Source organism: Streptomyces sp. NPDC102437 (assembly GCF_044765565.1).
GTDB lineage: Bacteria > Actinomycetota > Actinomycetes > Streptomycetales > Streptomycetaceae > Streptomyces.
Genome location: NZ_JBIWKI010000013.1, coordinates 124,848 through 134,439, shown reverse-complemented (window position 1 = coordinate 134,439; position 9,592 = coordinate 124,848). Strand labels below are relative to the sequence as shown.

16 protein-coding genes are annotated in these 9,592 nt (G+C 70.4%); 1 reads left to right on the top strand and 15 read right to left on the bottom strand.

What is annotated here, in order from left to right; translation table 11 throughout:
* Positions 1 to 13: 13 nt before the first annotated feature.
* The 12 genes from ACIRJP_RS18785 to ACIRJP_RS18730 form a co-directional block, all read right to left on the bottom strand.
* On the bottom strand, positions 14 to 787 hold the full coding sequence (locus ACIRJP_RS18785) for an XRE family transcriptional regulator (protein ID WP_404174969.1): 774 nt from the start codon (positions 785 to 787) through the stop codon (positions 14 to 16).
* 93 nt (positions 788 to 880) lie between these two features.
* Complete coding sequence (locus tag ACIRJP_RS18780) at positions 881 to 1,279, bottom strand: hypothetical protein (protein ID WP_404174966.1); 399 nt, start codon at positions 1,277 to 1,279, stop codon at positions 881 to 883.
* A gap of 149 nt (positions 1,280 to 1,428) precedes the next feature.
* Positions 1,429 to 1,929, bottom strand: a complete 501-nt coding sequence (locus ACIRJP_RS18775) for a hypothetical protein (RefSeq protein ID WP_404174963.1) — start codon at positions 1,927 to 1,929, stop codon at positions 1,429 to 1,431.
* A gap of 3 nt (positions 1,930 to 1,932) precedes the next feature.
* Complete coding sequence (locus ACIRJP_RS18770; RefSeq protein ID WP_404174960.1) at positions 1,933 to 2,322, bottom strand: hypothetical protein; 390 nt, start codon at positions 2,320 to 2,322, stop codon at positions 1,933 to 1,935.
* 68 nt (positions 2,323 to 2,390) lie between these two features.
* The gene (locus ACIRJP_RS18765; RefSeq protein WP_404174957.1) at positions 2,391 to 2,594 is read right to left on the bottom strand and encodes a hypothetical protein; all 204 of its coding nucleotides are present in this window, start codon (positions 2,592 to 2,594) and stop codon (positions 2,391 to 2,393) included.
* Positions 2,595 to 2,609: 15 nt separating this feature from the next.
* Positions 2,610 to 3,173: a hypothetical protein gene (locus ACIRJP_RS18760; protein WP_404174954.1), complete on the bottom strand. Its 564-nt coding sequence runs from the start codon at positions 3,171 to 3,173 to the stop codon at positions 2,610 to 2,612.
* Between the two features lie 211 nt (positions 3,174 to 3,384).
* Positions 3,385 to 4,137 carry a zinc ribbon domain-containing protein gene (locus ACIRJP_RS18755; RefSeq protein WP_404174951.1) on the bottom strand — a complete coding sequence of 251 codons (753 nt, stop codon included), beginning with the start codon at positions 4,135 to 4,137 and terminating at the stop codon, positions 3,385 to 3,387.
* Complete coding sequence (locus ACIRJP_RS18750; protein WP_404174948.1) at positions 4,134 to 4,958, bottom strand: DNA adenine methylase; 825 nt, start codon at positions 4,956 to 4,958, stop codon at positions 4,134 to 4,136. The genes ACIRJP_RS18755 and ACIRJP_RS18750 overlap by 4 nt, the downstream gene beginning before the upstream one ends.
* Positions 4,959 to 5,046: 88 nt before the next feature.
* Complete coding sequence (locus ACIRJP_RS18745; RefSeq protein WP_404174945.1) at positions 5,047 to 5,256, bottom strand: hypothetical protein; 210 nt, start codon at positions 5,254 to 5,256, stop codon at positions 5,047 to 5,049.
* Positions 5,253 to 6,125 (bottom strand): hypothetical protein, encoded by an 873-nt coding sequence (locus ACIRJP_RS18740; RefSeq protein ID WP_404174942.1) that lies wholly within the window; start codon positions 6,123 to 6,125, stop codon positions 5,253 to 5,255. The genes ACIRJP_RS18745 and ACIRJP_RS18740 overlap by 4 nt, the downstream gene beginning before the upstream one ends.
* 179 nt (positions 6,126 to 6,304) lie before the next feature.
* A complete protein-coding gene (gene cas5 / locus ACIRJP_RS18735; RefSeq protein ID WP_404174939.1) occupies positions 6,305 to 6,523 on the bottom strand; it encodes a CRISPR-associated protein Cas5 in 219 nt (72 codons plus the stop codon).
* Between the two features lie 375 nt (positions 6,524 to 6,898).
* A complete protein-coding gene (locus ACIRJP_RS18730; RefSeq protein WP_404174936.1) occupies positions 6,899 to 7,399 on the bottom strand; it encodes a GIY-YIG nuclease family protein in 501 nt (166 codons plus the stop codon).
* A gap of 78 nt (positions 7,400 to 7,477) precedes the next feature.
* Here ACIRJP_RS18730 and ACIRJP_RS18725 point away from each other — a divergent pair, with 78 nt between their 5' ends.
* Positions 7,478 to 7,687: a type II toxin-antitoxin system prevent-host-death family antitoxin gene (locus tag ACIRJP_RS18725; protein WP_404174933.1), complete on the top strand. Its 210-nt coding sequence runs from the start codon at positions 7,478 to 7,480 to the stop codon at positions 7,685 to 7,687.
* 217 nt (positions 7,688 to 7,904) lie between these two features.
* Here ACIRJP_RS18725 and ACIRJP_RS18720 read toward each other — a convergent pair whose 3' ends face one another.
* The 3 genes from ACIRJP_RS18720 to ACIRJP_RS18710 form a co-directional block, all read right to left on the bottom strand.
* Entirely contained in the window at positions 7,905 to 8,342 is a 438-nt protein-coding gene (locus ACIRJP_RS18720; protein WP_404174930.1) for a hypothetical protein, read from the bottom strand.
* A gap of 80 nt (positions 8,343 to 8,422) precedes the next feature.
* On the bottom strand, positions 8,423 to 8,578 hold the full coding sequence (locus tag ACIRJP_RS18715; RefSeq protein ID WP_404174927.1) for a hypothetical protein: 156 nt from the start codon (positions 8,576 to 8,578) through the stop codon (positions 8,423 to 8,425).
* On the bottom strand, positions 8,578 to 9,489 hold the full coding sequence (locus tag ACIRJP_RS18710; RefSeq protein ID WP_404174924.1) for a hypothetical protein: 912 nt from the start codon (positions 9,487 to 9,489) through the stop codon (positions 8,578 to 8,580). Before ACIRJP_RS18710 ends, ACIRJP_RS18715 begins: the two co-directional genes overlap by 1 nt.
* Positions 9,490 to 9,592: the final 103 nt, after the last annotated feature.

Here is a 9,592-nt window from a genome sequence, read left to right as displayed (position 1 = left end):
GTTCTCCCCCACGTCAGTTGTGCCGTACGGGCAGCGCGCGGACGGCCTCGATCGTCTCCACCGGCCGCGCGGACGCGCATGCCTCCCGCCCATGGTGGACCAGGCCCACCGCTGCCTCGCGACCGACTAAGACGCCGCAGTCGAACCCTTCCGTGCCGTGGAAGGACGGCAGCGGCACCACCGCGGCGGTCTCCGAGGCGACGAAGAACCGCTCCAGCGCCTGGTCCGACTCCACCATCCCCATGTGCAGCGTCTTGACGCCGTTGCGGCGTGTGGACGGGTCACGCAACTCCAGCAGTCGCAGCAGATGTTCGGCGAGCGCGCGGTGCCGCGGCGGGCCGTACAGCACGCGATAGTGGACCATGTCCGGGCGCTGGGCCACGGCCGTCTCGATCGCCGCTAAGTACGCCTTTTCCCGCGAGCGGCTGCCGGTGACGACCAGTTGTTCGCGCGCCCCGTCGACGACATCGACCATCGCCTCGACCAAGTCAGTCCAGCGGGTGAGCACCTTGACCACCACGGCGGTGCCCGAGGTCTCCAGCACGCTGGTGGCCGCGCCGTCCTGGTGGGCAAACAGCGCCTCGGGGCGCTCTCGGTACATCTGGCACAGGCCGGCCCGGTTCCGTTTGCCTGTGCGGCGCCGCCCGGACTCCCACGCGCTCATCAGGCTCGCGTCCGTCGCTCCGCCGGTGATCGCGTTCAGGGCATCGGATGCCTCCTCCAGTGTCATGTTCAGCGCGAGTCGGGCCCGCTTGAGCGCCGAGTCGATGTTGTTGGCCACAGACACCGCCCTCTCCCTATCCACTGGCATGTCCCGGCCAGTCTTCCCCGCCGCCCAGCGGCCCAGAAGACCCACACCAGCCGTCCTTTAGGCCCGTGGTCACGCATCGTGGCTTTGCCCCTTCTCCGTGCCGGGGCGGGAGTTGAGCTCGCGGTCCAGGAGCTCGAAGGCCTCCGTGATGGCGTGGCGGACCTGACCGCGGCGGACGCGGGCGGTGTAGGCGAAGCGAACACCGTCCCCACGGTTGTCCCCGGTCGTGTCCCCGGTGTCCTCGGCGTGGGGGCGGGCGGTGTCCCCACTGGTCAGGCTGCACCAGGGCTCCCCGGCGGTGGCAGGTGTCCGCGCGTGTCTCCCGTTGGCCGGGGGCGTGTCCCCGGCCGTATCCCCTTGGTCGAGGACGGTGTCCGCGGGGAGGAAGGGCTCAGTCTCGGTGCTGAGGATCTGCCTGGCCACCGCGAGGGCGCGCGGCTCAATGAGGACACCATCCGGACCGTCCATGTCCAGCCCTGTCCGGGCAGAGTCCGCCCTAGTCGGGAGGGGCCCACAGCCGATCGTCTCTCCGATGGCCGGGGCTGTCCGGACGATTCCGCCCCGGGCGAGCGGACTGTCCGTGGACGGGTCCGGGCGGTGCTGGTTGGGGTTCTCGTTCATGATGTGGCTCCGGTCGGGTCAGTGGCCGGCAGGTTAATGACGGCCAGGCTGATGACGTCGACCACCGCGGCGGTGAGGGCGTCGACGTCGCGGGTGCATAGGGCGCAGGTGTACGTGTATGTGTGGCCGCGTTCCGCTTCGTTCTTCGGGTGGTGGTCGTACCGCTCCTCGCCGGGCGTGTGGACGTGGCCGCTGGTCGGCGTGGTCCGCAGCGCGTTGGCGATCTGTTCGCGGAGCCAGGCGGCGAGCTGTTCGTCGAGCTTGTCGACGGGCCGGACGAGGGCCTCGTCCCAGATGAAGCTGCACCGGGAGCAGGACCGTTCGAGGCGCTCCCCCTTGCGGGACCGTCCCCACCTCGGGGCCTCGTTGCCGCTGAACTCACCGGCGGCGCGGTGGCTGGTGTAGGCGCCGACATTGGCGCACTTCCCACAGGTGACGTCCTCACCGCTGTACGGCGGGAGCTGCTCCTCGGCGGCCGGGGTGGCCGGGGTGGTCATTGGTCATGCCTCCTGGGTGTCGAGGAGGGTCAGGGCGTGGACGAGCAGCCCGCGGCAGAGCGTGCGTTCGCGAGGGTCGGTGATCGGGGTACGGTCGATGGAGTACGTCGTCATCACGCACCCGTCGGGGGCTGGGCTGGAGACGTATTCGAGGCGCGGCCCGGGCGGGGGCGGGGGCGGGAGGATCAGCGGTACGGCGGCGAGGTCGATGGCCGCGGCGGCCTTCGTGGTGGCGTCCGGGCGGTGGTGGACGTGGAAGTCGGCCAGCAGGTTGGTGGCCATGTGTTCAGCCATCTCCGGAGAGAGGTCGAGGGCCCATCCCTGGTGGGAGCGGGAGAGCGCGTCGCGCAGCTCGTGGACGGTCACGGGGCGAGCGGTTGGTGTGTCGTGCATCAGCGGGCTCTTTCATGGGTCAGGGCTGCGGCCCGGCCGCACGGCTGTGCGCGACCGGGCCGGGCGGGTCAGGCGCGGGGTTGATCATCCGTCTCAGGGGCGGGCTGGTCGGCGATCCAGCGTCCGAGGGCTTCGTGCAGGACTCGGGCGGTACTGAGGCCGATGCGGTCGAGACAGCACTCGGAGTAGACGACGGGGCCTGTCTCGTCGATCTCCAGGGTGTAGTACGACGAGGCGTCGTCGGCGTTGAACGGGGTTTCCGGCAGGTACATGGGGTCCTCCGTGGGTCAGGTGGTGGGCTGCTCGTCGAGGGCGCGGATGGTCGGGCAGGGCCAGCGGACGCCGTATTCGTCTGCTTTGCCGCACGAGGTGCATGCCTGGGCGATGTCGCCGTAGGAGCGTGGGTCTTCGTCGCAGCCGAACCCGAGGCCCTGGGTGGGCTGATGGAGGGCCCGCACGCGGTCGATGGCGGTCTCGGTCCGCTTGGCGCGGCGTCTCCATCCGTCGCGGCTGATGCGGGATACGCGGGAGTGGCTGGCTTCGCGCTGGGCGCGTAGGCGGGCGCTGTGCCATGCGGCATGGAACCGGGCAGCGTGGAGTTCGGCGCCGGCGAGCTTCTGTTCCAGCTCAGCGATACGCGCTTCGGCCTGGCCCGCCTGCGCTTCCGTGGCCGTCTTCTGGACCGCGTCTCCGTACAGGGCCAGGAGGCCGCTGAACATCGCGACCGTTCCCTTCTTGATCACGGGATCAGGGAAGCGCTCGTTCGCGATCTTCTGTACGAGACCAATCAGGCCACGTCGAGCCTCTGCCTCGTTGAATTTGGTTGTGCGGGAGGTGGGTTGGTCGCTCATCGGGTTGGCTCCTCCGTGGTAGCTGGCGTGATGGTGATGTGTGTCCAGCCGAGTCGGGACCGGTGCGACCGCTCAGCCAGTTCTCTGCGCAGGGATTCTGCGCGGTCGCGGACTGGCGCCATCTCAGGCTCGTCCTGGAGGGTCTTCGAGTAGTCGCTCTGCCTCAGGTGGTAGGCGCGGCGCCCACGGAAGGCGCGGACCACAAGGTCGCTCATCGGCCCGGCTCCTCGGTCCCGGCGGGGGCGGTCCGTTCCGGGTTCGTCAGGCAGGTGCTGGGATCGATGCCGTCGCAGTTGTCGCAGACGTGCCCGGCGGTGAGTCCCTTCGGTCCCTGCCCGGCGCCGAGGATCTGCCGGGCCACCGCGAGGGCGTGCCCGTCGGCGTGCTTGGCCACCCAGGCGTCACGCTCGGCGATGTCGCGCGTCTCCGGCCAAACGTTGGCGGCTGCCGTCACGGACGCGTTGTAGAACTTCGCGGCGGCGTTCAGCCAGTCCGCTAGGGCGAGGCCGAGCCCGGGGCCCATCAGGGCGATGTAGTCGGCGTGCTGGGTCTGCATGCGGGTCGGTCGTTGCTGGCTGCCGCCGTGCAGGAGGGGCGGCCAGGCGATGCGGCGGCCGTCGTCGCGGGTGAGGTAGTCGCCGTAGAGGCGGCTGGTGCCGTCGGGGTCGTTGGGCCAGCAGGGTGCGGTGCTCCACTGGGTGGTGGGGGTGCCGTCGGTGTCGGTGCTGGCGGCGGTGGCAAGAGCACGCAGCCGGGCATCTGCGGCGCGGAGTTCGTCGGCGGGGGTGGTGACCTTGTCGGCCATCTCGCCGCAGCCGGGACACCGGACAGTGGCCGTGTCCGTGGGCGCCTCGAACTCGGCGTCGCAGTCGTCGCAGTAGTACGTCACGGGGTTCTCCTGGTGGTGGGTACGGTGGGTGGTCGCCCGCCCGGCTACGACCCGGGCGGGCGTACTGCTGATCACGCGGCGTCGTCGCCGAAGAGGCTGAGTCGGCCGGCGAGTACGCGGTTGGACCACAGGACCTCGGTCCGGCCCTTCGTTGCGGCCGCGTTGCCGGTCATGGTCTGCTCGTCGGCCCGGTGCCAGCCGTCGTACAGCTCGTCGTACAGATGCGACGCGTACCCGGAGAGGACGACTGCGGCCTTGCAGTCGGCGAGCGCGGCCGCGAGCGCGCGGTGCGACGCCTCGTCCTTCATCTCGATGCGGTAGTTCGACCACGGTCGGGTCGTGCCGAGGTACGGCGGGTCGATGTACAGCAGGACGTCCTCCTTCTGCCCGTACTTGGCGATGAGGTCGAGGGCGGGCATCGACTCCAGGGAGACGCGGCGCAGGCGTTCCGCGGCGGCGGCGAGCCGGTCGACGTAGGCGGCCATGTAGCCGGGCATGGATGTGGCGGAGCCTGCGGGGTCGATGTAGTACCGCCACCCGGTGTTGCGGAGCGTGCCGGATCGGCCCTGGGCGAGGCGGCACCAGATGCGGCGGGCGAGCTCCAGATCATCGGCGGGCTCGACCGGTTCGTGTGCGGCCGCGAGTTCGTGCCGGCTGTGCGGGGTGAGCGCACAGGCGCGGATCAGCTCGGCGGGCCGGTCGCGGAGTACTCGCCAGAAGGTCATCAGCTCACCGTCGAGGTCGTTGACGGTCTCCATCGGGGATGGCGCCTTGGCGAGGAGGACGGACATGCCGCCGCAGTACGGCTCGACGTAGTGCTGGTGCGGGGGCAGGACGCTGACGATCCAGGGGGCGGTGCGGCCCTTCGCTCCGAAGTACGGGACGGGGCTCTTCATCAGGTCCTCCGGGTGAGTTGGTGCTGCATGGGTGGGATGCATGGGCGGAAGGTGGCGGATCTCGGCTTCCTGCGGGTGCGCCGGGCGGTCATCGCAAGGCCCCGGTCCACAAGGCCAGTTCCTCGGCGGTCTCGGCGTTGGCGGTGACCAGTGCGTCCCGGTCTGCGAGGAGGTCCGTCAAAGCGGTACGGCAGGACGCGAGCAGCGGGACCAGGTCGCCGTCCGGGATGGTGCCGGCGAGCTGCCGGACGAGCGCCTGGATCTCGTCCAGGCGGCCGGGGGTGAGGTCGGGGCTCACGCGTTGCTCACCGCCCGCTGCTCGGCGCGGCAGGTCGCGCACGGCTTGCCGGGGGTGGTCGGGCGGTGGGCCCGGTCGCAGCCGTCGCAGTTCTCCAGCAGGTGCCGGCGGGACGAAGATCGTTCAGTGGCCGTGTGCGGGGCTGCGGCGCCCTCGGCGGCCCCGGTGGGCACGGGTATCAAGAACGCTCCCTGGACGGGCGTTTGGGGGGCTGCGGGTGCCTGTTCGCAGTGGCTGGCGGGGCTGGGCTTCGGGTTCCGGTCGCGCCAGCCGGTCATGTGCTGGTGGACCTGATGGTCGAGCCGCACGCCGTACACGCCGGCGGCGGCCAGGAGCGCGCGGACCCGGTGCTCCTCGGCGGTCTCAGCGTCCGACCATGCGGTGTCAGCAGCACGGGCGGCGGCCTCGGCGTCGATGTGCTCCTGCATCCGGGCAGCGGCCTCGGCAGCAGCGCGTTCGGCTTCCCGACGTTCCTCGCGCCGCTCCTGGCAGTCCCGGCATCCTGTGCCGCCGATGAGCTGCCCGTCCTCGCACGAAGGGTCGGGGCAGTCTTGGGCGAGGATCGCGGCAGCGAGCCAGGAGTTGCGGTTCTTGATCCGGTCGCAGCCCTCCGGGTTCTCGAGGCCGCGCCGCGCCGCGTCGCACCCGGAGGCCGTGCACCGGGCGCAGCCGCGGTAGTCGGCGGCCGAGCGGGCATCAGCGTGCTCGCCGTACCAGCGGCGGTTGATGCGTGCGATCACCTGCTCCGGGGTCCGGCTCGGGATGCCAGCAGCCGGGTTACCGGTGAGCAGGTCGTTGATCGCCCGCTGTAGGCCGGGGAACAGCTTGGTCTCGGGCTTGGCCACCTCGGCGGGGACGGCTGCCCTCACTTGCTCGAAGCCGGGCACCTGCTGGCGGGGCCGGGTCTTCGTCGTGGCCGGCCGGGGTGACTTCTTTCGCTGGGGAGGGGTGTTTCCTTCGGGCGCGGCGTAGCCGCCATCGGCCTGGCCGCTTTCGTCTGCCGCGCTGTCGCTCGCGCCCGCACGCTCGAAACCACCCGCACCATTGCCTACGGCGTCAGCAACCCCACCCGTTTTCTCTTTTCCCGTATTCCTAGACCGTTTTCTATTAGACGTACCAGCGTGTGGTACGTCGGAAAGCGGTACGTCGGTGCGACCTGGGAGAACGTCCATTCCCGCAGGTGGGGCCGACGTACCAGCGTGCGGTACGTCGGTGGAGTCCGGCGAACCGTCGCACGGCACCTCGGTCTGAAGCGCGGGAACGTCACACAGGGTCAAGACCGTGCCATGACGTCCGCCGGCGAGCGGGGCGACCTCGGCGAAGAGGTACCCGTGGCTCTTCAACTCGGCGAACGCGGCCCGGAAGGCACGCCGCCCAGGGCTGCCCTTGCCGTGCCGGGCCACAGATTCGCGCCACATGTCATCGGCGGTGGTCTCCCAGCCGTCGGGACGGCTGAGGAGCTCGACGAGGATGCCGCGAGCCATGTGGCTCAGGCGGTCATCCCGCGCGGTCGCGTTAGGCACCTGGAGGAAGTCCCGGGTGAGCCTTGAGCGCCGAATCCTCACGTCGTCTCATCTCGATCGTGCTCGGGTGGTCGGGGAGAGAAGGGGAGGGGTCGCGGGGCGGCCCCTCCCGATGGCCGCTATGGCTGGGGAAAGGCTGGGACAGGGGGCGGTAGCGGCTGCGGGAACTGCTCGGGCGACGCCAGCAGTCGGGCCAGTTCGCCGACGAACTCGGGAGACGCGATCTTGTGCAGCTCGGCCGCGATGGCCTCGGCGCCGTCTCCGAACTGGATGACCGTCTGCTTGCGCGGAGTGATCCACTGCCTGTTGAAGCAGGGGCGCTCGGCCTTGATCGCGGCGGCCTCGGCGACCATCGCCTGTTCGTACGTGCCGTAGAAGGAGACGGCCACATACCTCGCCTCCGACCACCACGGGGAGCTCCTACGGTGATCAGCCCACCGGAGTGCGGTGCCACACGTGACGCCGATGTAGAGCGCTTCCCGGTCCTCCGCGTAGAAGCGATAGACGTGCGGGCCCACGCTCCGACGACCTCGGCGTTCCTCCGTAGTGAGCAGGTCCTTCAAGGGTGCTTCGTGGACAAGTGGACGCGCCGAGCAGTGGCGCGGAAGATCGTTACCCATGCTCGAACTGTACAACACGACGCATACGCAATTCCGTCGGACATGAACCTTCGACGGGTGGTCATGTACGCTTCCCTTATGAGTCAGTCCCTCGAAGTCCAGATGGGCATTTCCGACGCCCGCGCCAACCTGACCGAGGTCATCGCCCGCGTGCGCCTCCGCGAGGAGCGCATCGTCCTCACCCGGCGCGAGAAGCAGCAGGCCGTACTTGTATCGCCCGCCTTCTACCAGCGGGCGCTTCAAGCCCTCGGCGAGACCGCAGGGCCCGCCGAGAAGAAGAACGACTGATTCCCGCTTCACCACAGGCCGCCTTCGACCGAGGTGGCCTCTTCGGTGTGCCCGGGGGCCCAGGTCACTGTGTCGCCGCGTTCCTCGGTGAGGGTTGCCGTAGACCAGCAGGGCGTACACGCCAGCCGCTTGAGCCTGTCCCGGGCCGAGGTGTGCACGGATAGTGCCCGGTGGAGGCGGCACAGTGCGCACCGTCCGAGCGGCGGTGCCGCGGCGGTCACGGCTTGCCCACGGCCGCTTGGCGGCCGGCCTCTTCCGTGGCCCGGTCGAGCTTGCGGAGCCAGGCGTCCAGTGGCCGTGTGCGGGCCAGGACGACGGGGTCCACGACCCGCACCACGCGGGCCGTGGCGCACTCGAACGACACCCCGGGCACGTGACAGTCCGGGTCTGGTGCCAGGTCCCCGTCCGGCGCGACCTCGTAGAGCGCGCCGTCCGGGTGGAGTGCGGCGTAGACCCGGGCCACCTCCCGCCCGGTGGTCACGTACACCCGGTCCCGCCGTGCGGCGCCGCCCATGCTCAGCACGTCTGCGGTGAGCGTCCGCTCCGTGCCGGTGGTCTCCGGCGGGAGGACGAGCGCGCCGGGGCGTAGGCCGGGGACGCCGCCGTGGAAGTACCGCACGGGGCGCGCCGAGTCAGGGCGGGAGGAGGTGGACACACCGGTCTCCAGGAATGGGGCGGGAAGAGGGGAAGGGCGAGAGGCCAGGCCGCGGGCGCCTGGCCCTCTCGGGCGAGCGGTCAGGTGATGAGGAGGTCCACCCACAGCTCCCTGAACCACACGGCGGCGGCCACCACCAAGGCGACCAGGAACCACCAGGGGGGTGCCGGATGGACGGCGTACGTCACGCCGCCGGCGACGGCTCCGGCCGTCAGCCCGAGGAGGAAGCGCCGCATCACCGGGCCTCCTCATGGATCCGTCGCGACTCGCGCCACAGGTCGCGGAGGAGGGCTTTCATGACGGCGCGTATTGCTCGCGCGTGCTGATGTCCGGCGCTGAGCGGCGTCCCCGCGGCGGCGGGCTTGCCGGAGGGGCCACAGCGGCGGCACGGCGCCGCGTGGGTGGCGTCGGTGTACTTCTCGCGGGAGTTGTCGTACACCGCTCGATACGGTGAGCGGGCCTGTTTGATGCACGACTCGGCGACGAGGTAGGCGCGTGTCTTCGCGAGGGTGGACCAGTTGGCGCGCTGGCCTCGTGTCCGGCTGGGGGCGACCCCGGCGGCGGATCTCTGGGTGCCGTGCTCACTCTGGCCGGGGTCGCCCTGCTTGATCACCCCGGCGACCGTGAACTGGGCGTCGGGTACTCCTCGGCCGGGGTGAGTCTGCTCCCCGCCGCCGACTGATAGTTGGGGGCCGTGAGGCCATTGGGCGGCGGGGAAGACTACGTGGAGCCCACAGTACGCCCAGAGTTCAGACACTGTGCGTGGCCGGTCGTGGAGCGTGTTCCAGTACGGGTCGCCGATTGTCGCGATGAGGCGGGCGCCTTGCTTCTCACCGACGCCGATCGTCGCCTTCACCCACGGGCCCAGCGGGTGCTTGCGCACGGCGCGCTGGAGGTTCAGCGTGGCCTGGTGCTCGACCTTGGCGAGCGTCTCGACCATGTCCGAGAGCGTGGCGATCTGCGGATGGTCGAGGGTGAGGCCGAAGCCGCGCTCTTCGCCGTCCTTGTCCGGCTCGGTACGGGTGAGCTGCCGGAGCCTGTTCTCGTTCGCGATGCGGGTGCGTTCAAGGTCGTCGAGGACGTCAGCGAGCAGCGCGAGGAGCGGGGCGTTGGAGTCTGCCCAAAGGCCGAGGGAGGGCGCCGACACCGGCGACCCGGCTTTGGGTACCGAGCGATGCATGGCCGGTGTCGGCGGGTCCTGCTCCCCGACGGCGGTTGCCGTATGGCTATCGAGGACACGATGGCCGTCG

Bases quoted from the DNA above. Each gene is read 5' to 3' on its own strand.
- ACIRJP_RS18780 (WP_404174966.1), bottom strand. From the start codon at position 1,279: ATGGACGGTCCGGATGGTGTCCTCATTGAGCCGCGCGCCCTCGCGGTG.
- ACIRJP_RS18775 (WP_404174963.1), bottom strand. From the start codon at position 1,929: ATGACCACCCCGGCCACCCCGGCCGCCGAGGAGCAGCTCCCGCCGTAC.
- ACIRJP_RS18770 (WP_404174960.1), bottom strand. From the start codon at position 2,322: ATGCACGACACACCAACCGCTCGCCCCGTGACCGTCCACGAGCTGCGC.
- ACIRJP_RS18765 (WP_404174957.1), bottom strand. From the start codon at position 2,594: ATGTACCTGCCGGAAACCCCGTTCAACGCCGACGACGCCTCGTCGTAC.
- ACIRJP_RS18760 (WP_404174954.1), bottom strand. From the start codon at position 3,173: ATGAGCGACCAACCCACCTCCCGCACAACCAAATTCAACGAGGCAGAG.
- ACIRJP_RS18750 (WP_404174948.1), bottom strand. From the start codon at position 4,958: ATGAAGAGCCCCGTCCCGTACTTCGGAGCGAAGGGCCGCACCGCCCCC.
- ACIRJP_RS18730 (WP_404174936.1), bottom strand. From the start codon at position 7,399: ATGGGTAACGATCTTCCGCGCCACTGCTCGGCGCGTCCACTTGTCCAC.
- ACIRJP_RS18725 (WP_404174933.1), top strand. From the start codon at position 7,478: ATGAGTCAGTCCCTCGAAGTCCAGATGGGCATTTCCGACGCCCGCGCC.
- ACIRJP_RS18715 (WP_404174927.1), bottom strand. From the start codon at position 8,578: ATGCGGCGCTTCCTCCTCGGGCTGACGGCCGGAGCCGTCGCCGGCGGC.